Genomic DNA, 26,258 nt, shown 5'->3' on the forward strand with positions numbered 1-26,258 from the left:
AGTAATACAATTATTAATACTAGTTCTTTTATTATTATGATAGGTATTCATCTTAACCTTATAGTCATCAAAGAAGGTATTTTTGAAAAAATCTATTACTTTATTCTTAGTATATATTTTTTTCTCTTGTTTCTCTAGATATTTAAACTCTTCACTATGTCTGATAATATCTAAAAATTCAGCAGCCGTGATTAGTGTATTTTTAGTCTTATCATAATCACATTTTTCTATCGTATTTTGAAACACTACCAAAGGGATATTACATTCCATTAGGAATTCCTTACTTCTTGCTTTAACTACTGGTGGTTCGTAAATAGTTTTATTAAAATCCAATAACCAAAAGAAAAATGCGGTTCTTCTTGGTAACCAATATTCATCTGTCTTATATAATGGATTTGCTGGTAAATAGCCATCTAATTGTAATTTATCGGGGTCACTTGTATATCGTTTATTAAAATATACATCAATGACTTGCTTGTACTTAGGTTTTGTAAGCGCAGAGTTCATCGTACAAACATCAATACCGTCGTGTGTTGTTGAGGATAGATGTGCATTAAAAATACCGTCTACAAAAACAATATTATACGTATCTATATCATTAATAAAATAACGTTCTACATCTTTAAAATCTAAAGAAGATTTCTTGGTAGAGAAGATGTTATAGTTTTCTTTTAAAATACTATTGAGTGATGTATATTTCCAAGCTTCCTCTTTTTTTGTAGGAAAGCCTTCTACTTCAAATGTTTTTATAGCATTTCCTCGTACATCATATATAGGAGAGTCTGGATCAAGACTGTCTTGAAAAACGATGTGAGAACTTACTAATTTGTCTTTTAAACTCATGTCTTTATTAGTTATGAGTTATGAGTTGTGAGTCGTGAGTTTAAGCATATAAAACACTTTTAACTTTTAACTTTTAACTTATAACTTATGCGTTTACTTCCTCTTTAAGCCAGTCGTATCCTTTTTCTTCTAGCTCGTGTGCTAGTTCTTTCCCACCGGTTTTTACAATTTTACCATCCATAAGTACGTGTACTACATCAGGAACGATATAATCTAAAAGACGTTGGTAATGTGTGATAACGAGTACGGCATTGTCTTCGCTTCTCAATTTATTTACGCCATTGGCTACAATACGTAACGCATCGATATCTAGTCCAGAATCTGTCTCGTCAAGAATAGCGAGTTTAGGCTCTAGCATTGCCATTTGGAAAATCTCATTACGTTTCTTCTCACCTCCAGAGAATCCCACATTAAGGGATCTTGATAAGAACTTACGATCTATTTCAAGAAGCTCCGATTTCTCACGGATCATTTTAAGCATATCACTTGCAGGCATATCTTCTAGCCCTTTTGCCTTACGGTTTTGATTGATAGCTGTTTTGATAAAGTTTGTTACCGATACGCCAGGGATTTCCACTGGATATTGGAAAGAGAGAAATACACCTTTATGTGCACGTTCTTCAGGGTCCATTTCTAAAATAGATGCTCCGTTAAGAGCAATGTCACCATCTGTAACTTCATATTCTTCTTTTCCAGCTATAACAGATGCTAATGTACTTTTTCCAGAACCATTAGGACCCATAATTGCGTGTACTTCACCAGCTTTAATCTCAAGATTGATTCCTTTTAGAATATCTTTTTCTTCGATACCTGCGTGTAGGTTTTTTACTGTTAACATAATGTGCTTATTTCTTTTTGTTTCAGGTAGATTATTTTCCTGTTTCTATTTTAATAGGTGCTTCTCCTTTAGGAGAAAGCACTTTAATGATTTCTTTAATCGTTACAATCTCTTCCCAAATATCACTGCCTTCTGGTTTAGGATTGATTTCTCCTTTGATGATAACAGGAACCATATCAAACTTATCCCGTTGTTTTGATGAAACTTCTTTGATCAATGTTTCGGTCATTTCATTTAAGGCAACTCCGTAAATAAAATTTTTACCCATAATGACACCTGCACCATCTACAAAAAGGAATTCTCCTTCAATAGTTTTAAGGGAACTATCGTTGTTTTGTGTAGTCGTTTCTGTAGAAACTTCTCCAGTTTTGGTTTCATTTTTACAGCCTATAAAACTCACTGCTAGAACAAATAGTATAACAATTTTTTTCATAAGGTTTGTTAGTTAAGTGCTTTTGGAGCTACAGGCATTTTGGCAAAGTCTGCAGGCTCGTGTTGAATATATACGGTTGCTTTTTTTGCTTTCGCGAAAGCTTCAAAATCGGCAATCGCGGTTTTACTTTGCTCTAGGTCATAATTAAAAACAGGGACTATCTTTTCCTCTCGATTTTCTTGGAAGTGATACATATCTCCAGAAAGTAATGTTGGTCCGTGTTCAGGTAAATCTATAAAAAGTACTTGATGCCCTGGCGTATGCCCTGGCATTGATTTTATAATCACACTACCATCACCAAAAACATCATGATCTCCATTAAGTCCTACTACATTGGTCAAGGCATTAAAAGAGTCTGGTGCGTAAAACCCATTTCCTTTGATATCTTCTCCTGTAGCAAATGCGTATTCAGGTTTCTGTACGAGCCATTTGGATGCAGCAAAATGATTTGCAGCGCCCGTATGGTCAAAGTGAATATGTGAGAATGCAATATAATCTACATCTTTTTTGGTGATTCCAATCGTAGCCAGCTGATTGAGAATAGAGTCTTTACGTGAAATCGTAAAGGCACCATCAGGCGTGGTGTATGGATCTTGTCCTACAAGATTCTCAGGAAGTCCTGTATCCCATAATAAAACACCTTTTGGATGTTTGATCACATAAAAAGCATCTGCCAATTGTTTTGATTCTCCTTTATAGGTGTCCCCTTGTGCAAATAAGTTTAAGTTGTTGGCACCGACAGAACCTCCGTCAAAGGTATAGAGTGCAACTGCTGGTTTTGCAGGAGCCTTTACTTCTTCCTGAACTTCTTTGTTGTCTACAGAAGACTCTTTACAAGAGATGATGGCTAATGCAATAGCAACGAATGCGAATATTTTTTTCATATTTTTTGGCTAAATAGTTATATAGGTATGATTATCCTACACTTCCTTCTAAACTGATTTCTAGTAATTTTTGAGCTTCTACCGCAAACTCCATAGGAAGTTTGTTAAGTACCTCTTTACTAAAACCGTTTACAATAAGTGCAATTGCTTTTTCTGTATCAATACCACGTTGGTTACAATAAAAGATTTGATCTTCTCCGATCTTACTTGTGGTCGCTTCGTGCTCCACTTGAGCAGATTTATTTTTTGCTTCAATGTATGGGAAGGTGTGTGCACCACAAGCATTTCCCATTAATAAACTATCACATTGTGAGAAGTTACGAGCATTATCTGCATTCGCGCTTATTTTTACAAGACCGCGATAGGAGTTTTGAGATTTTCCAGCAGAGATTCCTTTTGAAATAATGGTACTCTTAGTATTCTTCCCTAAGTGTATCATTTTTGTTCCTGTATCTGCTTGTTGGTAATTATTGGTTACTGCAATAGAATAAAATTCTCCTACAGAATTGTCTCCCTTAAGAATACAGCTAGGGTATTTCCAAGTCACAGCACTTCCTGTTTCTACTTGAGTCCAAGAGATTTTTGCATTTTTCTCACAAAGACCACGCTTGGTTACAAAATTATAAACTCCTCCTTTTCCTTCTTTATTTCCTGGATACCAATTTTGTACTGTGGAGTATTTGATCTCTGCGTCGTCCAAGGCGATAAGCTCTACAACAGCAGCGTGTAATTGGTTCTCATCACGGCTAGGCGCAGTACACCCTTCTAAGTAACTTACATAACTTCCTTCATCTGCAATAAGAAGTGTTCTTTCAAACTGACCGGTTCCTCCTTGGTTGATTCTAAAATAGGTAGATAATTCCATAGGGCAACGTACCCCTTTTGGGATATAACAAAAAGAACCATCACTAAACACAGCACTATTTAAAGCCGCATAAAAGTTGTCTTTTGTTGGAACGATAGTACCGATATATTTTTTTACAAGTTCTGGATGCTCTTTAATAGCTTCAGAGATACTCATAAAAATAATTCCTTTTTCGGCAAGCGTCTTTTTAAATGTGGTGGCTACAGAAACAGAATCGACAACAATATCCATAGCGACATTATTCATCTTTTTCTGCTCATCTACAGAGATGCCTAACTTCTTGTACATCGCCAGTAAATCTGGATCTACATCGTCCAGTGTTTTGTTAGGATCTATAGCTACAGGAGCAGAATAATAAGCAATGGCTTGAAAATCTGGTTTTTCATAACGCACATTTGCCCATTCTGGTTCTTTCATTTCCTTCCAAACTTTAAAAGCCTCTAGTCTCCATTCTGTCATCCATTCTGGCTCTTCTTTTTTCTTAGAAATTGCGCGAACGATATCTTCATTTAGTCCTATAGGAAATGTTTCAGATGCTATATCTGTAAAAAAACCATATTCGTATTCTTTGGTTTTTAATTCTTCTCTTAAATCGTCTTCAGTATATGCCATTTTTTTTGTGCTATCACCGATTTTTAAAATCAGTTACTTCTATGAGTTATTCTATACATAACAGGGCTTAGGAGAACAAAAAGGTGGTGCGTTTATTTCTAAACTTTCTTATCCTCCCGTCAGCCCGTTAGGTTGTATTATAGTGAAAAACTTTCTCCGCATCCACAAGTACGCTGTGCATTCGGGTTGTTAAAGACAAATCCTTTTCCATTAAGACCGCCACTATATTCTAGTGTGGTACCAATGAGATATAAAAAGCTACGCTTATCTACTATTAAGCGTACATCATTGTCTTCAAAAACTTTATCATCTTCTGCCTGAGATTTATCAAAATGTAAATCATACGATAAACCAGAGCATCCACCGCTTTTTACACCTACTCTTACATAGTCTGTAGCGATATCATACCCGTCGTCTTGCATAAGACCCGCGATTCTTGTTTTTGCTTCTGTTGTTACTTTAATCATAATGATTCTAAATAATATGCAAATATACGCGATAAGTAGCTTTTTTCCATAGAACCTAACATTATTCTAACATATATCAGCATAGCTATTTCTTATGCCTAAGGGAAGAAAAAAGTGGCTAGGATTAAAAACTCTTTATACATTCACACAATAACCCTTATAAAGACGAGTATTCATTAGTATATAAAGCAGTTTTAGTCATTGATTCGCTCTGTTATTGTGCTATATAATTTATGTAAAATTCAGGATATAAAGACATTAGGGACTGCGTGTGCTTTCGCGAACCTGCCTGCTAGCAGGCAGGAGCATACTTATGAGCAGTAGAAGTGTACTTATTCTTTTCTAAAACCAATGTTGTCTATTACAATCACTCCCTCAAGTGTCTTATCAAAAATAAAATCTATTCTCTGAAGCGTAGACAGATCAAAGGAAGGATTATCTTCTATGAGATCGATAAGTGGATACGAAAACGTCTGAAATATATTTTCAGATTCATCTTCGTTTGTGATAAACTGAGACTTCCAAATCCGCACGTTGAGTTCGCGTTGCAACGCTGAAAATTGACTTAGCGGAAAATAGACGACTTCCCCAGAAGCATCTGTCATTTGTATGGAAAAGTCAATAGGCTCTTTAGGTTTGTCTTTATCCTCTTCTTCTTCCTCTTCCTCACTTTCGTCGATTTCATCTACTTCATTTTCTTCTTCGTTATCAGATTGTTCATTCTCTAGTGCTTCATCTTTTTCATCTTCTTCGGGATCCTCGTCTATCCATTTTCCTCTTGACTTTGGATTAGCATCTTCTGTTGATTCAGCCATAGAGAAGGTAAACAAACTAGTACTATCTATAGCTTTTAATGGAGTTGCTATTTTAATCGTATAGCTGCTTCTTGGTATTGAATCTGGAATGATATCACCTTCTTCTAGATCATCATAATACCACCCTAAATACGCAGCGCGACTGCCTTTTTCTCCCCATTTAAGTTTGATTTCTTGTTCCCGCCATACCGAGAGGTATTCTGAAGAAATAGCTCCCTTTTTTGTGGTTGTGGTACTCACATCAAAATCTTCATCAAAATTTGCTAACACTTTAAAACTAGCATCTTCATATTGATTCAAATAGATGGTTTCTGGCAACCAATCTTTTCCCTTTCGAGCATCTGTAAATAAAGGTTGATATACCTTGTTATCTTTTAGCGTGGTTTCTAGAAATGCACTTATATATACTTGCGCAATTTTTTCTTGATCTTCTTTAGAAAGTAAGGGTGTATTATTTAAAAACTTTGTTGGCATAAATCCACCCGTATCATTATCTCCCCAACTGGTATTAAATTGCCCATGGTTGGCGCCTTGAATATAAATTCCCGACTTAAAATAATCGGTACTATCAGAAAAAGTAATGCGCTCATATTGTTTAGATCCAGCAAAAGAAGTTACATCTGCATCTTGAGCTCCATGTAATACAAGATAATTAATGTCTTTTAGGGTTGTACTTGCATCACCCGGTTCGTATTGCCCATCTACAGGAGCAATAGCCACAATAGATTGGATGGTATAATTATAATCTAATGGAATCGTAGCATCATCATAATAATACGGCATCTTATTAAGTAATGCAGCATGTGCCACTGCTTCACCACCTCGAGAATGGCCTAAAAGGGCTAATTTTGTCGTGTCTATTTTTTTGTAAAAGGGACTGTTTTTATCATTGTTCCATGTTTGCCATACACGTAAGTGTTCTAATAACATCCATCCGCGAGCGTCATTTTCTTCGTCCAATCCATCGGGGATATCTGACCAAGAATAATTCAGGAAATTTTCATCTACTGATGCAAATATGATTCCGCGTGAAGCCAGTAATTCTCCCAGATACCCGTAACCTACATCTGAAAAATCTTGCATAGAGTGATTTCCATGTACGATGAGCGCTAATGGAAAAGGGCCTTCGCCTTCAGGATACCATGCATAGCCGTTTACAGGTAATGATTTTGCATCAAACCCCCAATACTGTTCTCTATACCAACCGCTAAAACCTTCCCAATTATCTAAGAAGGCAACCCCATTGACACTATCGGTTTTGATAGTGACATTTTCTGCAAATTCTGGTCGATGTAGATCCTTACCGCTACCGTAGGTAAGTGTTTTTACGGTATACGTGCCTTTTTCGGCGGGAGAAGAAGCCTGTATGTTTTTTATTTGATCTTTGTTGAGGGATGCTGCATTGATGATAGGTTTCGTTTCAAAACCTTTAGGGGTGTAGGCTGCAATCGCACCTATTAATCCTCCTAAACCAATAAGAACGCCTAGAATCGTTACAACCTTTTTAGGAGTGGTTAATTTTTTAAATCTCCCTTTTAAAATGATGGCTATGGCGGCACCTAGTAATGATGTAATAACAACAGCAGCTATCATATAGATTTCTTCAAAAGCAAGTGAAAAAAGGAATAAAGGAATCGCAATCAATACAGCACGTTTGTATTTTTTTGGTATGCTATTAAATTTTTTAATTCCCCATAAGGATAGATAGACGGTTAGTACACATGCGATACTAAGTACTATGAAAAATAAAAAAAACCATGGATCACCTCCGTTTAAGGTGTTAGATATAGCAAATACTAAAAACAAGGTTATGGAAGTAATCAGTAAGGCGATAGAAGCTCCTTTTACAGCTGTTTTACCAGGAGTGATTTTTTCTAATGTAGCGTACGCCCATTTCTTGAGCTTTTTAAACCATCGTATCATCAGTAGTGAATTAGTATACTAAAGATAGTTTTTATTAGTGAAATACTGTTTTATCGCGTTGGAAAGCAAAAAATTTAAAACGATTGGTTAAACTAATCTCACTGTTACTGAACTCGTTTCAGTAAGAGGCACAATCTAATACCTCGAAATTTGTTTCGGAGCTAAAGAAAACATATTTAGTTAGAGCTATTTCTCAAATGATTACCAATTAAGTATTGTGTCCTATGTCTAACAGCGAAGCGGTCTTGTGTCTTAGTGGGATGCCACTAATTTGCAATTTTAATTTTGAGTTCTCTGCACAAGAGCGTACTTTTCAAGAAAAATATATCCTTTGAAAAAGAGTTTCCTTTTATCTTTTAGTTTCTTAGTCCTTCTAATTCAATGGGGATATGCGCAAACTGATACAATTCCTTCACAAAAACTAGATACGGTTTTTATACAATCTTCTCGTATTAATAGTACGCTTCAAAAATTGCCTGCAGCGGTATCTGTGTATCAAGCCACCCCAGACGATGCGACAAGACAACAACTGTCATTGCAAGAATATACCCAACAAAGCTCAGGACTTTTTGCCCAAAATACAAACAACTTCGCACAGGATTTACGGATCTCCATACGGGGTTTTGGCGCACGATCTGCTTTTGGGATTCGCGGTATAAAATTGATTGTAGATGGTATTCCAGAAACCACTCCAGATGGACAAGGACAATTGGATAATCTTAACTTAGGGATCATAGACCGTATCGAAATATTAAAAGGTCCTAGCTCTAGTTTATATGGAAATGCTTCAGGAGGGGTAATTAACATCCAAACGATTGATGAGATAGAACAACCATTCTCTCAGTGGAAAGGAAGTATCGGCTCTTATGGGTTTCAAAATTTTCAAGCCACGGGCGGAATCAATGCAGAAAATGCTACCTATATTTTTCACGGGAGTTATGCTGCTTCTAATGGGTATCGAGATCAAAGTGGCTTCAAACAAGTAAACACCAACTTTAAAGCAAATTTTAAAGTCAGTGATAAATTGATCATCAAAGCGCTTCTTAATTATAGTGACTCTCCACAGGCAGATGACCCTGGAAGTTTGACATTAGAAGCTGTGCAAGAAAACCGAAGACAGGCGAGAGCACAGAATGTCCTTTTTGATACAGGCGAAAGCATCCGTCAGTTTAAAGTAGGGTTGAGTACAACTTGGAAAAGAAACAAATACACGACTGTAGAAGGATATTTGTTTTATAACAACCGGCAGTTTGATGGAAAGTTGCCTTTTGAGTTTGGGGGAATCGTCGATCTAGGAAGAGATTATATCGGACAAGGTGCTAGTATCATCTATTCAAAAGGGAAAAATACTTTAAGAGCAGGCTATGATTTTGGCTATCAAAATGACGATAGACAACGTTTCAGAAATCTAGAAGGGACGCAAGGTGATCTAACCTTTGATCAAAAAGAACGCTTTACCAACCTTGGAGTTTATGTCACAGATCATTTGGAAATTGACCGATGGTATCTCACTGGAGGCATTCGCTTTGATTATAATAAACTCACGGCAGTCGATGCTTTCTTGGAGAATGGCGACGACTCAGATAATATTGTCTTAAACGCATTCAACCCCAGTATTGGGATCAATTACGCTTTCCTACCTGCCAGACGGGAAGGCGCGAGCACACATAGTATCTATAGCAGCTTTGCGACAAGTTTTGAGACTCCAGCCTTGTCAGAACTATCCGCAAATCCAAGTGACGAACAAGGATTTAATGATGCCTTAGAAGCGCAAAAAGCAACGAGTTATGAAATTGGTTTTAAAGGGAAGTTTGCAAAAACCTTTAGATATCAGTTGGCGTTTTTTCGGATAGATACACGAGATGATTTAGTCCCTTTTGAACTAGAAGCCTTTCCAGATCGCACGTTTTTTAGAAACGCAGGAAGAACCAATCGTAATGGTGTTGAGGTGGAAGGGGTATACGCTTTCGCGAAAGCGTGGACAGTCTCAGCCGCCTACACTTTTTCAGATTTTAAATACCGAAATTTTACAACTCCCAACGGCGCTTTTGATGGAAAAGAATTACCAGGCATCCCGAAACATCTCGCTAATATTGGACTTCAGTATCGTTCTGAAAAAGGATTTTATGCAGGAATACAAGCATCCATCGTAGGATTGCAATATGCAAATGATAGTAATGAAGCAGAAGTAAAAGGTTATGAAAACATCAATGTGAGAGGAGGGTATGATTTTACCTATAAAAATGCAGTCATACGTCCTTATGTAGGCATTAATAATCTATTGAATCAGGAGTATACAGATAACGTACGAATCAATGCATTTGGAGGACGTTTTTTTGAACCTGCCCCAGGTTTTAATGGATATGGTGGGGTTGAAGTGAGGTTTTAGTTAGCTGTTAGCTGAATAAAGTGTATATAAGATACGATTTATTAATTAGTATTTTTGAAAGTCCTCTTCTAAGAAGACTTGTGCTGAGCTTGTCGAAGTAAAGACTAGGGATGCGTAAAAAATAGAGTAATACTTTATTTTGTAAATCTCTATATAAAGGATGTATAAATTACTTATAAAAGATTTGTTATTCAGAAGAATATATTGTTTTTTCTCATAAACTCATAAACTCATAAATGACCGAATTACAAGTATATGCAATTGCCAGCGTTGGAGCCATGCTCGCTGGAGGAATTAATACATTAGCGGGGAATGGAAGTGCCATAACACTTACGATTCTTACCGAACTTTTAGGGCTACCACCTAATCTCGCGAATGGCACCAATCGTATAGGTGTTTTTACACAAACGAGTGTTGCAGCAGGAGTATTTTACAACAATGGAAAACTGAACCCTACCCATGTAAAAAAGTATTTGTGGCCTATTTTTATAGGGGCAATCGCTGGGGGTGTCCTTGCACTTAATGTAAGTAATGAACAGTTTAGAGCGGTATTCCGTTTTATGATGGTATTTATGTTGATTGCCGTTTTAGTGAAACCTAAACGATGGTTGAGAGAAACAGATTCGGAGTATAAACCCAATATGTTTATATGGATTCCAGTGTTATTTGCTATCGGGTTTTATGGTGGTTTTATCCAGATGGGAATGGGTATATTTTTCCTTATTATCATGGTGTTAGGAATGAAGGTAAACATTATTGAAAGTAATGCGTTTAAAGGTTTAGTTATTGGCACGTATACACTATTTGTATTAGCGATGTTTCATTTTCAAGGCTTAGTTGACTGGAAAATAGGGAGTATCCTAGCTGTAGGACAAACCATAGGAGGCTATCTTACTGCAAAATTTGCGAGTAAAAGTAAATGGGCAGATCAAATCGCTTATTATGTACTTATAATAGTGTTGGTGCTAGCAATAGTGAAGTTGTTTTTTGATTAGAGATTGAGGTATATGTATGAGTAAGGTAGAAGCTGAATCTAAAAAAATAAAAAAGCCTTGGCCCACCAAAGCGGCTATGGAGCAAGTGTATGATATGAATCTTTGGGGTAGCAACGAATCTGATTTTTATTCAGGGGAAGGATCCCATCATCCTAAGATCGTAGTTCCATATATAGCTGTGGTCACCTCCTTTTTGACATCTTTTAAGAGTCCTCTTGTGGTATGTGATTTAGGCTGTGGAGATTTTAATGTAGGAAAAAAATTGGTAAAGCATGCTAAGAAGTATATAGCGATAGATATTGTGGCAGATTTGATAGCGCATAATAAATCAACGTTTAAAGAAGAACGTCTAGAATTTCATTGTTTGGACATTGCAAAAGATGATCTACCTTCTGGAGATTGTGCTTTAGTACGGCAAGTCCTACAACATTTATCAAATGCTGAGGTGCAATGTGCAGTTGATAAGTTCGCTCATTTTAAATATATCATTCTAACAGAGCATTTGCCTGAAGGAGATTTCACACCTAATAAAGACATTATTTCAGGGCAGGGAACTAGACTTAAAAAGCAAAGTGGTTTAAATGTGTTATTACCGCCATTTAATTTTGAAGTAAAAGAAGAAAAACAACTACTATCTACTAGGTTAAATGATCATAAAGGCGTTATTGTAACTACGTTGTATACAACATTTTAAAACTCAGAAAAGCGTCTGTCTTCTATAAAATCATTATCGGTGAGTGTTTTCAAGAAAGCGATCAATTGCACTTTTTCTTCTGGCGTAATGTCAATCCCAAAAGTACCATCGGGACGTCTAAACTGCTCGTCTAGTGTAGGACTATCTACCATACCATCTGTATAAAAGTTGAGTACATCTTCTAGTGTAGCTAAACGACCATCATGCATATAGGGGAAGGTGACTTCTATATTACGTAAACTAGGCACTTTAAATTTACGGTTGTCATCAGGTAACCCAGTGACCCGCTCACGACCTATATCATTAAAGACAGGATCCATAGCGAGTCCGTTGTTGCGATAGGATTGATCTGTTTGCAATGCGCCCGCATGACAGGAAGCACATTTGGCATCAAATATAGCACGTCCTGCATTTTCTTGATCGGTGAATGTGACGGCTTCTCCTCGTTCTAGTTTGTCAAATTTAGAATTGGCACTCACCATCATAACCATAAATTGTGACAAGGCTTTAAACATACGATCTGCACTGACGCCTTCAGATCCAAAAGCTTCTTCAAATAACGTAGGATATGTATCATCGGCGGCGAGTTTTAAGATGACATTTGATACGGTTTCATTCATTTCAACCTCAGAGGTGATTGGAATGATAGGTTGAGTATCCAAGAATGTAGCTGCACCATCCCACGTAAACTCATTCATAAAAGCGAGATTATGTAAGGGCTGTGCGTTACGTGTTCCTATCTGCCCATCTACGCCATGACTCGTGATATGTGTGTGATGTGTGAATGCAAAAGATTGAATATGGCAAAATCCACAAGAAACCACGCCATCTGATGCTAACTGACCATCATAAAATAATTTTTTTCCGAGTTCAAATCCTTTTTCGGTAGGTGGATTTTGTAGGATGCTATAAGTCGCATCTGGAAAATTAGCAGGTACTGTAAAATCCAATAATGGGTTTGTAACCGTCAAAGGTCCATCATCTGTGGTGATCACGGATTCGCCATTACCAGACTCTGAACTACAACTCCAGATAAAAAGAATGAGTATGAGGTATTTTGTGATTTTCATTATTCTAAGATACTAAAAGCAGTGCTTACGTTTTCTGCGATTTTTGGAGCGTTTATCGGGTCTACTTGAACATCATTTTTTTCTTCTAAAGAGAGCGTATAAATACTATCGAATATTTTTGCAACATCAAACTGTATGGTCTGTGAGATTGTATTTTCGCTAGCTATTTGGAACTCTCCAAATGAAAGCGTGATTTCCTTATAGTTGTCAAGGTTAGCACCGTGACTTCCTACGTGATATACAAATGTTGTTTCATCGTCAGGAGCGGTAGCGCTTGAGTATACCCCTTCAAATTTTAAGAATTTATAACCCGCAGACCATGTCCACAGCATACCTGCTTCTTCGGCAAATGGGATAAAATTAAGTGTGCCAGATTCTATAGGGTATTGGGTAGGGTCGACACCAAAACCAAATGTAATTCCAGCATACGTGTCAACAGGAATATTAGATAGATTTACTGTTTTGTTACCATCTTCATTGATTAAGAAGTAGCTATCTTCTACAGGATAGGTATAGGTTGAATTATCGGGTTTGATTAATCTAATGTTTGAGATAATATATTTTAATTCGCTTACCGCGTAGGTCTCGTTAGTGTTATTAATATAGGTTGTAGGTGACATCGATAAAGAAGCTCCGTTTACAATATTCTCAAATGTCAGACTAAGACTTCCAGGATCTGGAGTAGCTGTATTTGATTCGTCATTATTACATGCAGTAAGTAGACTAGCTATACCTACTAAGAGTGTAAAATACTTTTTCATAGCAATTCTAATTTATTTTTATGAGTACAGCATCCAGCGAACCGTTGCTGCTTGTAAGTTCTCCTGTATTGCTTTGTGTTTCTCCAGCGACTATAATAGCGCCTTGATCATTTGAGGCAATCCCCAATCCAAAATCAATTCCATCTCCACCTATAGATCGTTGGTCTTGTAAATTACCGTCAGTGTTTAACAGCGCAATCCAAATGTCATTCTGACCAGCATTTGCCGTTACATCTATATCATTACTTCGTGATGATCCTGTAATAGCGAGTCCATCTACTGTTGCAGTGATGGCTCTTGCCGTGTCAAAGTTGGTGCCTCCTAAGGTTTTTTCCCAAAGTAAAGTTCCCTGATCATTTATTTTGATCACCCATACATCGGCATTGCCATTAAATTCTGTCACATCTCCATCGTTACTTCGCGTATCTCCAGCAATCACATAATTGCCATCGGGTGTTTTTGTAGCTGCATACGCAATATCAATTTCTGAACCTCCATAAGAGCGCTCCCATAAAAGATTACCAGAAGCGTCTATACGTACCACCCAAAAATCATAACTTCCTTTAGCGTTTGAAATATCAAAATCGTTGCTTTCACTTGCACCAATCATAAGAATACCTCCGTCATCTGCTTGTAAAGTAGCATACGCTCTATCATTGTTTGTGCCTCCAAAATAACGTCGCCATTCTTTGTTACCATTGGCGTCTAGTTTATGTCCCCAAAACTCACCTACACCGTGTAAGGTGGCTCTGGAGCTGTCTTCTTCTTCGGTTTCTAATAGGTCATTTCCTTCTCCATTAGAAGCAGTCACATCTAGAAATCCTGAAGTAAAATAGCCGCCATCAGAAGTTTGTATGATAGAAAAGGCTTGGTCAGAACCAGCAAATCCATAGCTTTTTTGCCATTCAATTTCTCCTTGTGCATCTAATTTTACGATCCAATGATCTTGAAATCCTTCATTCGTGCTTACATCTCCATCATTACTTCTGCTATAGCCTATCATTGCATACCCTCCATCTGATGTCTGGATCACTTCTTCGCCGCGATCATCATCGGTTCCTCCGTAGGTTTTTGACCATTGTATAATCCCCTCACTATCTGTTTTTACAAGCCAGTACCTATTTACCTGAGTAGTATTGTCTGTAATATCACCGTCTATACTTTGAGAATATCCTAATGCAATAAAACCACCATCGTTGGTGGCAGTCACATCGTGAAAGGTGTCGTCTTCGCTTCCGCCATACACATTTGTAAAGTCTACCGTGATGGTTACAGGGTCAGATTCGGGATCTGTGATAGGGTCTTCTGTTTCAGGATCAGTACTTTCTGGTGGTGGTAAAACGTCATCTTCGCCACAACTTATGATACACATCATTAGGAGTAGTAGAGTAAATATCCGCTTTCGCGAAAGCGTAAAAAGCAACTTTTTCATTTTTCTTTTTCTTAGGATTAGGTTCCTGTTCTTCTAATAATAAACAGCCCGCCGTCTATATCGCTAATAACGATATTGTTACTGTTAAAATAAGGATATACACTCCAGACACCATTAAAAGCAGTGTTATTGTTTGTGGGGTAGGTATCAAAAGAACCCGTATCTACCAGGTTTCCTGTAGCAATATCTGAAATGTCTGCCACTCGGACACCTCGTGTGTAATTTGACAAAAACATCTCGTTTCCTTTTACATATAAATTATGATCTGTAGCGCCTGTATCTCCAATGAAAGTTCCTGAAAATGTAGGGTTGTCCAGATTTGTAAAATCAAATAAAAGCGTACGTGTATTAAAACCTACATTGGTTTCATCTAGCTCATCATTTGCCATAAAGTAGGTGTGATCTTCTGTGAGCCAGCCTTGATGGGTGTAGCCTACATTTGAGTAAGCTACTTCTGAGATTGGGATCACATTTGTTGGATCAGTCACATCTAGAATAACGACTTTATCCCCATTACTCCCTATGTAAATCTCTTTGCCTGTATAGTCCGTGTCAGGACCATTGTAGGTCACTACTTGTGCATCGTGCGTATATCCTTGTCCTGAAAATCCTCCAGCAAAAGTAGGGGCAAGCGGATTGCTAATATCTATAATATGAGGACCTCCACTAAATGTACTAGTGCCAACAGCATAGGCAAATGCGTTTTGTTCATTAATAACAATATTATGTGCGTCTCCAAATTCTGTATATACAGCACTAGCTGTAAATGTGATATTCTGGTCTGGGTCTATAGCTCGTAATTGAGAAAGATCAAAAACTTGCATCCCATGTCCAGAAGCTTCACTTACGATAAAGGCATACTCATGATATACTTTTATATCTCTCCATTTGGAAGCAGTGGTTTCGGTAGGTAAAAAGCCAATAATTCTTGGTGAGGTGGGTGTTGAAATATCTATAAATGAAACCCCTTCACGTCTTCCAAATAAGGCATATTCTGTTCCTGTGACAGGATCTGTCCATCCCCAGATATCATTTCCTCCTACGGAGTTTCCAAATTGTGAAAGGTCTATTTGTGCCATGAGATCAAAATCATCACAAGGAAAAATTCCTGCAAATCCGTTTTCGCATACAGTACGACCATCTTGTACAACAGACGTGGGCACTTCCTCTTCTTCTGTGTCTGGAGTCACCACAATAGGTGCTGTGCGACTATCATCATCACTACAACTGAAAGCAGTACCTATTATAACCAGAAAAAGAAAGCGCTTTAATTTCATTTTAAGAGTAGCTTTTGTGTGCTGTTGTTTGTTTTTACAAAATAGAGTCCTGTTTGTAAATGTGTGAGATCTACTTGTATATGATTAGTATTGCTGCCTGTTTTATGTACGACTTGTCCCATGGTATTGTATATGGTTACTGCTCCTATGGAAGCGCTAGCGTTTATATCTATGATACCAGAGGAAGGATTGGGAAACATAGAGGTTTCATTAGACACCTCAAAAGAGGTAACGCTCAAGGCTTCGTTTTGTTTTACAAGGGTAAACCCATTATTACCGCTTAAAACAATGTTTCCACTTTCAAAAAATGGATACACATTCCATAAACCAGTTGTCCCTACATTATCGCTACTAGGGACCGTATCAAAATAACCGATTTCAGTCATGTTTTGATTTGCAATGTCTGAGATATCTATAACTCTCATTCCTGCTCTGTAACTGGCTAAATAATATAAGTTTCCGACGACATATCCATTATGATCTGTAGAGGAGTTGGTGCCTTCATATTCTAAATGAAGCTGCGGATTATCTAAATCTTCAAGATCAAAAACAATGGTTCTGGTATTAAATCCAACATTTATCTCGTCTATTTCATCACCTAAAAGAAAATAACGTTGATCTTCGGTAAACCAACCTTGATGTGTGTAGCCTATATTTGGATACGATGACGTTGAAATCTCTACAGGATTATTCTTATCAGTAATATCAACAATAGCAATTTCATTTTCATTGCTCCCTATCAATATTTCTCTACCCGTATAATCAGCATCAGGACCATTATAAGTGACTACTTGTGCATCGTGACTATAACTATTTGCAGCATATCCGCCTTCACCTATTGGGTTGGTTGGATCTTGAATATTTATAAAGTGAGGACCTCCAGAAAAGGTTTGGGTTCCCACACCATACGCATACCCAGAGTCAACATTAATGACAATATTATGAGCATTTCCAAATCCATCATAATGCGCTGTTTCAGAAAAAGTAACTGGTGGATTTGTAACGTCTCGCAATTGTGTTAGATCAAATACTTGCATTCCGTGTCCAGAAGCTTCACTTACAACAAACGCATGATTTTGATATACTTTTATATCTCTCCACGTGCTATTACCCGTATGTGTAGGTAATTTACCAAGGTATATCACATTGGTAGGGTCTGAAATATCAACAAATGCAGTTCCGTTAGTAAGACCTATAAGGGCATATTCTGTTCCATCTTCTGGATCTGTCCATCCCCAACTGTCATTCGCAAAGGAAGAGTCCATCTCAGCTGTTGTAAGTCTGTCTTGTAAATCATAGCCTTCGCAAGGAAACCCTCCCGCCATATTCCCTGTGCAAGGGGTTTGTGCAATCATCATAGTAGAAAACTGCAGCAGTCCAAAAAGAACACATATTTTAGTTATATAAGATTTCATAGGATAGTTTTTAGTTTAGGACTACTGTAAACTTATAAAATTTACGTAGTATAATTGAAATATCCGATCAAGTATTACTTGTCAATATTCTTTAATATAACAAATGAACGCTTTAAATTCCTAGTGATAAAGAATAAATACTTTGAAATGGGATATAAAATTATACCCTTAGAAGGTTGTTTGTTACCTTTGCGGTTATGCTAGAAAACAAAGATCAATCGCGAACTTCTTTAGAAGAATTAGGAGAGTTTGGACTCATAGATCATCTTACGGAACATTTTAAAATCAGTCAAAAAACGACGATAAAAGGAATAGGCGATGATGCTGCTGTATTATCATTTCCAGATACCCAAATCGTGGTGACTACAGACCTTCTTGTAGAAGGCGTTCACTTTGACTTGAGTTATATGCCTTTAAAACATTTAGGGTATAAAGCTGTGATGGTGAATCTGTCAGATGTATATGCAATGAATGCGATGGCGAGTCAGATTACGGTTTCTATAGCGGTTTCTAATCGGTTTCCTTTAGAAGCGTTAGAAGATTTGTATGCAGGAATTCAAACAGCCTGTATTCATTACAAAGTAGACTTGGTAGGTGGAGACACGACGTCTTCTACCACAGGACTTGTGATTAGTATCACAGCAATAGGAGATGCTACCGAAGATAAAATAGTTGGACGAGATACTGCCAAGCCTGACGACCTTCTTGTGGTTACAGGAGATATAGGTGCTGCTTATATGGGATTACAAATCTTAGAAAGAGAAAAGGCAGTGTTTAAGGTAAACCCTAATAATCAACCAGACTTAGAGCAATACGCCTATATTGTTGAGCGCCAATTAAAGCCAGAAGCGAGAAAAGATATTGTTTTATTACTAGCCTCTCTAGAGGTAGTACCTACTGCTATGATAGATATTAGTGATGGGTTGTCTTCTGAAATTTTACATATTTGCAAGCACTCTGGTGTAGGATGTAATCTTTATGAAGAAAAAATCCCACTAGATCCTCAAGTCATAAGTACCTGTGAAGAGTTTGATCTTGACAGTACGACTATTGCTTTAAGTGGCGGAGAGGATTATGAACTATTATTTACAATAGCTCAAGATGACTATCCTAAAATTAAAGCAAATCCAAATTTTACAGTCATAGGTCACGTGACAGAGAAAAGTGAAGGGGCTCATCTTATCACAAGAGCTAGCACTAAAATTCCTTTGGTTGCAAGAGGTTGGAATGCGTTACAATCTGAATAAAAGATTAGCGCGTAGCTAATCTTCTTGTATAAAAATTCTCATACACTTCATTAATGCGACGCAATTTTGGGGTAAGTGGTGTATAATGACCGTATCCGTCTAATGTAAATTGTTTTTTACAATTTGCACATTCAAATTCTTTAATATTTGACTCATATCTTCTTGTGATACGGTATTTATGACCAAATACTTTGCATTGTAGGTTTGAAAAAGGGCTGTAGGTAGCTTCGGTTTTAGTTTTAGTTGTATTCATGGGGATTGGGGTTTTAACTTGAGTACTAATGTAAATAAAATCTACAAACAACACAAAAATATCGACCAAATACTTAAAACTTTAACAAATGCGAATATTTTGCCAACTTTTTAAGGCGTTATCTCGTGTTATATCCTCTTTTAAAAATAATTTACTTTTTAAAAACCCTAATATGTAATGTTTATAGCCTAAGAAGTTTAAGCTATGAAGTTTAAAACCTCTTGAATCATCCTGTCTCTATTTGAAATATGACTCATGTGTCCGCCTTTAATGATGGAGAAATAGTCTATGTAAGAAGAAAATTTTTCTTTTTGTTGTTGAGCATCAATAATCCAATCCGTTTCTCCTAAAATCATTCCCTTTTTAAAAGAGGCATTTTTCCAAAACTTCGTTTTGTCTTCTCTTAACCGCATTCCTTCGTTGGAAGCAATATATCCTTGTACAGGAGTTTGTAAGGCATGTTCCAAAGCTTCTGTGATCGCATGCTCGTGTAGTTCTTTAGAAGTAGGATCAAAAAGATTTACAAAAGACATACGGATAAGTTGTTCAAACTGCTTTTTTGCCATTTGGTTGGCTCGTATGCGTAATTGCTTCCGTTCTTCAGGATCTGCTTCTGGGGTAGAATTAAGGAGACATAGAGCTTTTATTTTTTCTGGGTACGCTTTCGCGAAAGCGATCCCAACATATCCCCCCATAGAATGTCCGATGATACTACTATCGGTGAGTTGCAATGCATCCATAACCGTATATACGGCATCAGAAAAGTCCTGCATCGTATGAATGTATCCCAAGCAATCTGAATTGCCGTGTCCCAATAAATCAATACAAATGACTCTGTATTTTTTAATGAGAAAAGGAAGCAAGCTGTCCCACATCGTGCTATTCTCCAAAAACCCATGCAATAATACGATAGGAGCTCCCTCTCCTTGATCTGTATAAAAAATAGTACTCCCTTTATGTGTAATCTTCATTTTGACTTATCTTGATGCGCAAATATCAACGAACCCATGAGATTCTCCAAACAAACTTTTATCACTGCTTTTGCGTTGTTTTCGCTGTTTTTTGGAGCAGGCAATCTTATATTCCCTGCCTTTTTAGGGTATAAAGCCGGCGACGGATGGTTGGTGGTGGCGGTTGGATTTGTGATTTCGGCAGTGGTGATTCCTATTTTGGCTATTTATGGACATGCAAAGTTGCAGGGGACCATGATGGATTTTGGTAAAAAAGTATCGCCTGCTTTTGCATTTATCTACAGCCTTGTGGTCTATGTGATTTCGGTATCGTTTCCGAGTCCGCGAACAGCTTCGGTGACGTATGAGCTAGCTATACAGCCCTATTTTAAATTGACTTCTTGGGAATTGAGTACGCTCTATTTTATACTTGTATTAGTATTTGTGCTCAACCGCTCTAAAGTCATGGATATTATAGGGAAGTTTTTGACGCCTGGTATTTTAATTATTTTGGGTTCTATTATAGGTATCGGTCTTTTTGGAGATTATGAGCCGTTAGGAGTCTCTGATTATGCAAGTAATTTAACGAGTGGGATTCTGGAAGGCTATCAGACGTTTGATGCCATAGGCGGTGTGTTAGTAGGAGGTGTACTGGTAGTTTCATTAAGCTTAAAAGGTATTTCTAAAGAAGAAAGTACCCGTGTGATTGCCAAAGCTGGACTATTAGCTGGATTGGGATTTGTGGTGATGTATGTTGGACTCATTGCGCTTGGGGCATTCAATAGCGGCACGCTGGAGATAAGTAATAGAACCGCATTATTGAGTCAGCTAAGTTATAATACATTGGGTGGTATGGGAAGAACTGCTTTAGGTGTCCTTGTCGCCCTTGCTTGTTTTACTACGGCTGTGGGAATCGTTACCGGAACTGCCGACTTTTTTAAGGGATTATTTAAAGGTTCTCGTTTGGCGTACGTGATAACAGCGGTGATAAGTTGTGTGTTAGGCGTAGTGATGGGACAATTGAATGTACACTCCATTATAGTCGTAGCATTACCCGCCTTGATGTTTATTTATCCGATTACTATTGTTCTTATATTTCTAAATGCAATTCCTGAGAAATATGCATCAGCTTTTGTGTTTAAAGCAGTCGTTGCGGTCACTATTTTATTCAGTCTGCCAGACTTCTTATCTTCTATAGGATTTACTGAAATGACAAAACCCATACAAGAATTTTTGCCTTTTGGTACCGTTACGTTGGGTTGGTTATTGCCGGCGATTTTTACGTTTGTTGTTGTTAATTTGATTCATTATAGAAAAAACGAGCTGTAGCTGGTTAAGAAGGCTCTTCACTCTTAATTCCTTTAATCACAGAAAAAGCGCGGTCTACCATCGCATCTTTAACGAGGATAGTAAATTCATTGGTGGTAGAAACCACCTCATGTAACGCAATTCCTTCCCAGGCAAGGCGCTTAAATAATTGGTAATATAAGCCAGGTACTGTCGCATTATCTTGCGGTAAATTAATACTAATCGCCGATAGATTCTCTTGAATACTTAATTGTGTTTCTTGCGTAAAACTAGCGCTGATTTTGTCTTTTTCAGAAGAAGAGATAATAATATTACTTTCTAAAATTCCTCTTGTAAAAGCGTAAAAAATACGCCTATCCGTTGTGATTTGTTCTAGAATTTTCGCGTGACTTCGTATTAAGGTTGGCGAGTTTTGAAACGTAAAATCTGTAAGATTAGAACGTACGGTAATATCTCCTAAGTTTTTAAGAATACGTTGCATTTTGGTTGTTGTACTCGCATGTAGCGGCGGATGATAACGCCGCAAAGCCATCATAATAGCACCCGCTTTTACCGACTTATGTAAGCGTTTCTCTATAATTGGCTGTAAGTGTTCTGCCAGAGCAGAATAGTTAATAATATTCCTAGATAATCCTTCTTCAATAAAGGGTTGTGTAGTAATGATTTCTGCGACACAAGAGGCTATTGTTTTCATTTTGTTAATTATATAACATATTGTGTAAAATTAGAATAATTTTTTCATTTATGAGGTTACCATCTTTCATAAGAATACATTTGACTTATAAAATTTTTCACAATGCGTGTACTTAAATTTGGAGGAACTTCTGTAGGATCTGTAGAAAATATGATTCAAGTGAAGGAGATTGTCAATGATCAGCAGAAAAAAATAGTGGTACTGTCTGCGATGTCAGGAACTACCAATGCTTTAGTGGCTATTTCTAACGACATAAAAGAGGGAAATAAAAGTAGTGCTGTGACACGTATAGATACGCTAGAGGTTTCGTACACTACTACGATTCAATCCTTGTTTTCTGATGCTGTTATACTACAAGATGTTCAAGCGTATGTGAAGGATATATTCTTTACGTTAAAATCAACAATAGATCAAGTATATCATCCATCTACATACAATACGATTGTCTCTTATGGAGAATTGCTTTCTACCTATATATTTAGTGCCTATTTACGTCAGGAAGGGATCAATGTGCAGTTATTACCTGCATTGGACTTTATGAGAATAGATAGAAACCATGAACCAGATACTTTTTATATTCGTCAAAATATCCATCGTCGTATGGATGAGTTACCAGCCGCCGATATCTACATCACACAAGGTTTTATATGCCTAGATGTAGATGGGAAAGTCTCTAACTTGCAACGAGGAGGAAGTGATTATACGGCGACTATAATAGGCGCGGCAATTCACGCAGAAGAAGTCCAAATCTGGACAGACATCGATGGATTTCATAATAATGATCCTCGTTTTGTTGAGAAAACAACACCCATCTCAAATTTATCTTTTGATGAAGCCGCCGAGTTAGCCTACTTTGGGGCTAAAATTTTACATCCGCAAACCGTAACACCCGTACGCGAACTAGATATTCCTGTACGCTTAAAAAATACGATGAAGCCTAATGCTCATGGGACGTTAATTACCAATAACGTTCACGGCGAAGGCATTAAAGCCATTGCGGCAAAAGATGGCATTACCGCGATAAAAATAAAATCAGGTAGAATGTTACTTGCTCATGGATTTCTCAAAAAGATTTTTGAAATCTTTGAACGCTATGAGACGTCTATAGATATGATTACGACCTCAGAAATTGCCGTGTCATTAACCATAGATGATGCAACACATTTAGACCCTATTGTAGAAGAGTTAGAGCGATTTTCTTTTGTAGAAGTAGATCAACAGCAAGCTATTGTTTGCCTAGTAGGTCATTCCATTATTTATCATCATCAAACCCATAAGCTATTTCAAATCCTTCAAGATGTAGCAATTCGTATGATATCGTATGGAGGAAGTCATAATAATATTTCTCTACTGATTCATTCGGATCATAAAATTGAAACTCTACAACGGTTACACACTTATCTTTTTGATGCTGTTACTGTATAAAATAAATGAAAAGGAAGTTAGATTAATTAGTTATTGATGGGAGATTTACGAGTTCAGGTAATCTCCCTTTTTACGCTTTCGCGAAAGCGTACCAAGGCAATAACACGCTCCATAATTAAATATTTATACCCTTGTTTACACTCCTTGTCTTTCAATGATCGTTAAACAAAACGACCCCAAACTACCAACTTGAGATATAAAATGAACGATTTTGAGATGGAATAGATGTTTTATGACTTAAAGTGTTTAAGATATTGTCAATATTCCTTTACAAACGAATAATCAATGCACAAAACAGACACTTTCTAATGAAAAGCATATTAAATAATGTCAATTTTCCAAAAATAAAGTTTAAGTTTGAGGTGCAAATGTGTGTTTTTATCTAGCATACTAGTGCACAAAAGGGGGACATTCACGAAATAAAAAATTATGAAAAGCATTATTTTTTGCATCGCAATACTGACACTATTGGTGTCATGTCAAAATGATGATGATTATCAAGAGATTAATCAGTCACTAATAGATGATACGTTAAGTGACTTACTATTAGATGCTTCGGAAGGAGCGGGAAATTCATTTTTTATATTACCAGACAGTGATGATTATGGATTGATTCCTCAAGATCCTTTAAATCCGATTACTTCTGCAAAAGTTGCTCTAGGGCAATTATTATTACACGACACGGCTATGGGAGGAGCTCCTAAGATAGAAGGACGTGAGTTTCAATACGCATGTGCTACCTGTCATCCCGTGGCAGCTGCCTTTAATTCAGGGAGAAGACAAGGCATAGGTGAAGGGGGTATTGGTTTTGGACTTAAAGGGGAAGGTCGTTCTGTAGATCCCTTGATGCCTTTAGATTCACTAGATGTACAACCTGTACGAGTGCCTACCTTATTAAACTTAGCCTATCAAGATGTTGCCTTATGGGATGGTCGTTTTGGAGGAACAGGCACCAATGAAGGTACCGAAGCCGGATGGGATCTTATTCCTGAAAACTTTGAAGGATTTCAAGGGATTGAAGTCCAAGCAATGCAAGGACAAGACGAGCACAGATTACTGGTGGATGAAGCTTTTGTAGATACGTATGGATACAGAGATTTATTTGATGCGGCATTTGGAGATATCCCAGCGCCCGATCGCTATTCTAGAAGAACAGCAGGACTGGCAATTGCAGCTTTTAATAGAACATTACTGTCTAACAAAGCTCCTTGGCAAGAATATTTAAAAGGCGATCTAAGCGCTTTAACTAACAAACAAAAACGAGGCGCCGTTGTCTTTTTTGATCAAGGAAAATGTGTGCAATGCCATACAGGGCCTGCGTTAAAAGACAAAGCTTTTCATGCCTTTGGTTTTGGAGATTTTAATGGAGATCCTGATGCGGTAATTAAGCCTAATGTAGACATCGCTGCAGTTGCAAGAGGAAGAGGTAATTTTACAGGAAACGCAGCAGACGACTATAAGTTTAAAACCCCAACATTATACAATTTGATAGATGGCGGATTCTTTGGTCACGGAAGCACATTTACATCCATAAGAGAGGTGGTTGCTTATAAAAATGAGGGTACACCTCAAAACACAACCGTACCATCTGGACAACTCGCAGACGAATTTGGAGGACTTGGATTAACAGATACTCAAATAGACGACCTTACCGCTTTCTTATCGGAAGCGCTTAGAGATCGGGACTTAACCAGATATGTGCCAGAAGTGTCTAACAGTGGTTTTTGCTTTCCAGCAAATGACCCTATCGCTAGAATAGATTTAGGGTGTGATTAAAAGAAATTTATAGTATAAAAAAAACAACCGTAATAGTTCCTTATCTCAGGAAATCTTACGGTTGTTTTTTACTTTTTTTATTGGTTAAGTACGCTTTCATGAAAGCGTGTAGAGTTGTAGCAGTTATTTAGTCCAAATTTGTATCCAACCCGCTTTTCCCATGGAGCCAAAAAAATATGGATTTAGCGGCTTATCATATTCAGCAATATATTCAATATTTTCTATTTGAATTTGATTCAATACCTTTTTTGCTTCTCTATTTTGATACGGTTTGAAATTGATAAAAACCAACCTGCATTCATTACATATATCTGGACGAATAAGAATTTTACTTACCGATTCATTCAGATTATTTATTGTTCGCTCAAGGATTTTTCTTTTTTCTTCTTCTGATTGTTTAGTCCGTTTTGTATGAATTTTTAGAGTTATTCCGCAATTCTTTCTTGTTTCGGTTTCTTCGCAATCTTTTTTTTCAAAGTCAATTTTTTTGTAATCTTTTTTTTTGAAATATTGTAATGTGGTTTTAAGACTGTCAATAGATAATTTTTTATTATCTACATAATATTCATTTTCTATGTTTTGAAAATCAAATTCATAATTAAAATACACTTTTGCTCTTTGCTCAATTTCCTCTTGAGAATATTCCGAATGATTTCTTTCGTACTTAAATCCACATCCAGCAAGAATAAAAATTAATAGTAGAACTAAGAATTTCTTCATAACTATTGAGACGTAACCTTATTTATTCATCAAATCCTCAATCTCCTCAACGGTAATTGGGATATCGCGCATCAGGTTAAAAGGAGCTCCACTTTGATTGATCACCACATCATCTTCTAGTCGGATGCCAATGCCCTCGGCTGGGATATAAATACCGGGCTCTACTGTAAAG

Annotated in this window: 23 protein-coding genes and 1 pseudogene; 7 read left to right on the forward strand and 17 right to left on the reverse strand. The window is 37.1% G+C overall.

Features of this window, described 5'->3' with window-relative positions; genetic code table 11:
- From Q0505_RS01455 to Q0505_RS01485, 7 genes and pseudogenes are all read right to left on the reverse strand, one after another.
- Positions 1-843 (reverse strand): annotated as a pseudogene (locus Q0505_RS01455) (hypothetical protein); the annotation flags it as partial.
- 85 nt (positions 844-928) lie between these two features.
- The gene (gene sufC, locus Q0505_RS01460; protein ID WP_299208009.1) at positions 929-1,681 is read right to left on the reverse strand and encodes a Fe-S cluster assembly ATPase SufC; all 753 of its coding nucleotides are present in this window, start codon (positions 1,679-1,681) and stop codon (positions 929-931) included.
- A 31-nt stretch (positions 1,682-1,712) separates the two neighbouring features.
- Positions 1,713-2,114: a hypothetical protein gene (locus tag Q0505_RS01465; protein WP_299208011.1), complete on the reverse strand. Its 402-nt coding sequence runs from the start codon at positions 2,112-2,114 to the stop codon at positions 1,713-1,715.
- Positions 2,115-2,122: 8 nt separating this feature from the next.
- Positions 2,123-2,998 carry an N-acyl homoserine lactonase family protein gene (locus Q0505_RS01470; RefSeq protein WP_299208013.1) on the reverse strand — a complete coding sequence of 292 codons (876 nt, stop codon included), beginning with the start codon at positions 2,996-2,998 and terminating at the stop codon, positions 2,123-2,125.
- A gap of 31 nt (positions 2,999-3,029) precedes the next feature.
- Positions 3,030-4,475 (reverse strand): Fe-S cluster assembly protein SufB, encoded by a 1,446-nt coding sequence (gene sufB / locus Q0505_RS01475; protein WP_299208015.1) that lies wholly within the window; start codon positions 4,473-4,475, stop codon positions 3,030-3,032.
- A 137-nt stretch (positions 4,476-4,612) separates the two neighbouring features.
- On the reverse strand, positions 4,613-4,942 hold the full coding sequence (locus tag Q0505_RS01480) for an iron-sulfur cluster assembly accessory protein (RefSeq protein ID WP_299208017.1): 330 nt from the start codon (positions 4,940-4,942) through the stop codon (positions 4,613-4,615).
- Positions 4,943-5,274: 332 nt separating this feature from the next.
- Positions 5,275-7,680, reverse strand: a complete 2,406-nt coding sequence (locus Q0505_RS01485) for a hypothetical protein (RefSeq protein ID WP_299208019.1) — start codon at positions 7,678-7,680, stop codon at positions 5,275-5,277.
- Between the two features lie 331 nt (positions 7,681-8,011).
- On the opposite strand from Q0505_RS01485, the gene Q0505_RS01490 reads away from it, so the two are divergent.
- From Q0505_RS01490 to Q0505_RS01500, 3 genes are all read left to right on the forward strand, one after another.
- Positions 8,012-10,069 (forward strand): TonB-dependent receptor, encoded by a 2,058-nt coding sequence (locus tag Q0505_RS01490; RefSeq protein WP_299208021.1) that lies wholly within the window; start codon positions 8,012-8,014, stop codon positions 10,067-10,069.
- Positions 10,070-10,305: 236 nt separating this feature from the next.
- Positions 10,306-11,064: a sulfite exporter TauE/SafE family protein gene (locus Q0505_RS01495; protein WP_299208023.1), complete on the forward strand. Its 759-nt coding sequence runs from the start codon at positions 10,306-10,308 to the stop codon at positions 11,062-11,064.
- Between the two features lie 16 nt (positions 11,065-11,080).
- Complete coding sequence (locus tag Q0505_RS01500; protein WP_299208025.1) at positions 11,081-11,758, forward strand: class I SAM-dependent methyltransferase; 678 nt, start codon at positions 11,081-11,083, stop codon at positions 11,756-11,758.
- On the opposite strand, the gene Q0505_RS01505 is transcribed toward Q0505_RS01500, so the two are convergent.
- From Q0505_RS01505 to Q0505_RS01525, 5 genes are read right to left on the reverse strand one after another with little or no spacing between them, the layout of a single operon-like run.
- On the reverse strand, positions 11,755-12,828 hold the full coding sequence (locus Q0505_RS01505) for a cytochrome c peroxidase (RefSeq protein ID WP_299208027.1): 1,074 nt from the start codon (positions 12,826-12,828) through the stop codon (positions 11,755-11,757). The genes Q0505_RS01500 and Q0505_RS01505 overlap by 4 nt on opposite strands.
- Positions 12,828-13,589: an MbnP family protein gene (locus tag Q0505_RS01510; RefSeq protein WP_299208029.1), complete on the reverse strand. Its 762-nt coding sequence runs from the start codon at positions 13,587-13,589 to the stop codon at positions 12,828-12,830. The genes Q0505_RS01505 and Q0505_RS01510 overlap by 1 nt, the downstream gene beginning before the upstream one ends.
- Positions 13,590-13,596: 7 nt before the next feature.
- Positions 13,597-15,021, reverse strand: a complete 1,425-nt coding sequence (locus Q0505_RS01515) for a hypothetical protein (RefSeq protein ID WP_299208031.1) — start codon at positions 15,019-15,021, stop codon at positions 13,597-13,599.
- Positions 15,022-15,038: 17 nt separating this feature from the next.
- Positions 15,039-16,298: a choice-of-anchor B family protein gene (locus Q0505_RS01520; protein WP_299208033.1), complete on the reverse strand. Its 1,260-nt coding sequence runs from the start codon at positions 16,296-16,298 to the stop codon at positions 15,039-15,041.
- Positions 16,295-17,713: a choice-of-anchor B family protein gene (locus tag Q0505_RS01525; protein ID WP_299208034.1), complete on the reverse strand. Its 1,419-nt coding sequence runs from the start codon at positions 17,711-17,713 to the stop codon at positions 16,295-16,297. Before Q0505_RS01525 ends, Q0505_RS01520 begins: the two co-directional genes overlap by 4 nt.
- A gap of 197 nt (positions 17,714-17,910) precedes the next feature.
- On the opposite strand from Q0505_RS01525, the gene thiL reads away from it, so the two are divergent.
- Complete coding sequence (gene thiL / locus Q0505_RS01530) at positions 17,911-18,960, forward strand: thiamine-phosphate kinase (RefSeq protein ID WP_299208035.1); 1,050 nt, start codon at positions 17,911-17,913, stop codon at positions 18,958-18,960.
- A gap of 4 nt (positions 18,961-18,964) precedes the next feature.
- Here thiL and Q0505_RS01535 read toward each other — a convergent pair whose 3' ends face one another.
- Entirely contained in the window at positions 18,965-19,213 is a 249-nt protein-coding gene (locus tag Q0505_RS01535) for a hypothetical protein (RefSeq protein WP_299208036.1), read from the reverse strand.
- Between the two features lie 197 nt (positions 19,214-19,410).
- Entirely contained in the window at positions 19,411-20,184 is a 774-nt protein-coding gene (locus Q0505_RS01540; RefSeq protein WP_299208038.1) for an alpha/beta hydrolase, read from the reverse strand.
- Between the two features lie 36 nt (positions 20,185-20,220).
- Between Q0505_RS01540 and brnQ the strand changes: the two genes are divergently transcribed.
- On the forward strand, positions 20,221-21,492 hold the full coding sequence (gene brnQ / locus Q0505_RS01545) for a branched-chain amino acid transport system II carrier protein (protein WP_299208040.1): 1,272 nt from the start codon (positions 20,221-20,223) through the stop codon (positions 21,490-21,492).
- 4 nt (positions 21,493-21,496) lie between these two features.
- Here the strand turns inward: brnQ and Q0505_RS01550 are convergent, their stop codons facing one another.
- Positions 21,497-22,165 (reverse strand): hypothetical protein, encoded by a 669-nt coding sequence (locus Q0505_RS01550; RefSeq protein ID WP_299208042.1) that lies wholly within the window; start codon positions 22,163-22,165, stop codon positions 21,497-21,499.
- Positions 22,166-22,267: 102 nt separating this feature from the next.
- On the opposite strand from Q0505_RS01550, the gene Q0505_RS01555 reads away from it, so the two are divergent.
- On the forward strand, positions 22,268-23,590 hold the full coding sequence (locus tag Q0505_RS01555; RefSeq protein WP_299208044.1) for an aspartate kinase: 1,323 nt from the start codon (positions 22,268-22,270) through the stop codon (positions 23,588-23,590).
- A 429-nt stretch (positions 23,591-24,019) separates the two neighbouring features.
- Positions 24,020-25,366 carry a cytochrome c peroxidase gene (locus Q0505_RS01560; protein WP_299208046.1) on the forward strand — a complete coding sequence of 449 codons (1,347 nt, stop codon included), beginning with the start codon at positions 24,020-24,022 and terminating at the stop codon, positions 25,364-25,366.
- 123 nt (positions 25,367-25,489) lie between these two features.
- Here Q0505_RS01560 and Q0505_RS01565 read toward each other — a convergent pair whose 3' ends face one another.
- Complete coding sequence (locus Q0505_RS01565) at positions 25,490-26,086, reverse strand: hypothetical protein (RefSeq protein ID WP_299208048.1); 597 nt, start codon at positions 26,084-26,086, stop codon at positions 25,490-25,492.
- 18 nt (positions 26,087-26,104) lie between these two features.
- The coding region (locus Q0505_RS01570; RefSeq protein WP_366519358.1) for a M24 family metallopeptidase at positions 26,105-26,258 on the reverse strand (154 nt) is incomplete at its 5' end.

It is taken from the genome of uncultured Dokdonia sp., assembly GCF_937910895.1.
In the GTDB taxonomy this organism is placed as follows: domain Bacteria; phylum Bacteroidota; class Bacteroidia; order Flavobacteriales; family Flavobacteriaceae; genus Dokdonia.

Coding starts and splice junctions, on each gene's coding strand:
- sufC (WP_299208009.1), bottom strand. CDS start 1,681: ATGTTAACAGTAAAAAACCTACACGCAGGTATCGAAGAAAAAGATATT.
- Q0505_RS01465 (WP_299208011.1), bottom strand. CDS start 2,114: ATGAAAAAAATTGTTATACTATTTGTTCTAGCAGTGAGTTTTATAGGC.
- Q0505_RS01470 (WP_299208013.1), bottom strand. CDS start 2,998: ATGAAAAAAATATTCGCATTCGTTGCTATTGCATTAGCCATCATCTCT.
- sufB (WP_299208015.1), bottom strand. CDS start 4,475: ATGGCATATACTGAAGACGATTTAAGAGAAGAATTAAAAACCAAAGAA.
- Q0505_RS01480 (WP_299208017.1), bottom strand. CDS start 4,942: ATGATTAAAGTAACAACAGAAGCAAAAACAAGAATCGCGGGTCTTATG.
- Q0505_RS01485 (WP_299208019.1), bottom strand. CDS start 7,680: ATGATACGATGGTTTAAAAAGCTCAAGAAATGGGCGTACGCTACATTA.
- Q0505_RS01495 (WP_299208023.1), top strand. CDS start 10,306: ATGACCGAATTACAAGTATATGCAATTGCCAGCGTTGGAGCCATGCTC.
- Q0505_RS01500 (WP_299208025.1), top strand. CDS start 11,081: ATGAGTAAGGTAGAAGCTGAATCTAAAAAAATAAAAAAGCCTTGGCCC.
- Q0505_RS01505 (WP_299208027.1), bottom strand. CDS start 12,828: ATGAAAATCACAAAATACCTCATACTCATTCTTTTTATCTGGAGTTGT.
- Q0505_RS01510 (WP_299208029.1), bottom strand. CDS start 13,589: ATGAAAAAGTATTTTACACTCTTAGTAGGTATAGCTAGTCTACTTACT.
- Q0505_RS01515 (WP_299208031.1), bottom strand. CDS start 15,021: ATGAAAAAGTTGCTTTTTACGCTTTCGCGAAAGCGGATATTTACTCTA.
- Q0505_RS01520 (WP_299208033.1), bottom strand. CDS start 16,298: ATGAAATTAAAGCGCTTTCTTTTTCTGGTTATAATAGGTACTGCTTTC.
- Q0505_RS01525 (WP_299208034.1), bottom strand. CDS start 17,713: ATGAAATCTTATATAACTAAAATATGTGTTCTTTTTGGACTGCTGCAG.
- thiL (WP_299208035.1), top strand. CDS start 17,911: ATGCTAGAAAACAAAGATCAATCGCGAACTTCTTTAGAAGAATTAGGA.
- Q0505_RS01535 (WP_299208036.1), bottom strand. CDS start 19,213: ATGAATACAACTAAAACTAAAACCGAAGCTACCTACAGCCCTTTTTCA.
- Q0505_RS01540 (WP_299208038.1), bottom strand. CDS start 20,184: ATGAAGATTACACATAAAGGGAGTACTATTTTTTATACAGATCAAGGA.
- brnQ (WP_299208040.1), top strand. CDS start 20,221: ATGAGATTCTCCAAACAAACTTTTATCACTGCTTTTGCGTTGTTTTCG.
- Q0505_RS01550 (WP_299208042.1), bottom strand. CDS start 22,165: ATGAAAACAATAGCCTCTTGTGTCGCAGAAATCATTACTACACAACCC.
- Q0505_RS01555 (WP_299208044.1), top strand. CDS start 22,268: ATGCGTGTACTTAAATTTGGAGGAACTTCTGTAGGATCTGTAGAAAAT.
- Q0505_RS01560 (WP_299208046.1), top strand. CDS start 24,020: ATGAAAAGCATTATTTTTTGCATCGCAATACTGACACTATTGGTGTCA.
- Q0505_RS01565 (WP_299208048.1), bottom strand. CDS start 26,086: ATGAAGAAATTCTTAGTTCTACTATTAATTTTTATTCTTGCTGGATGT.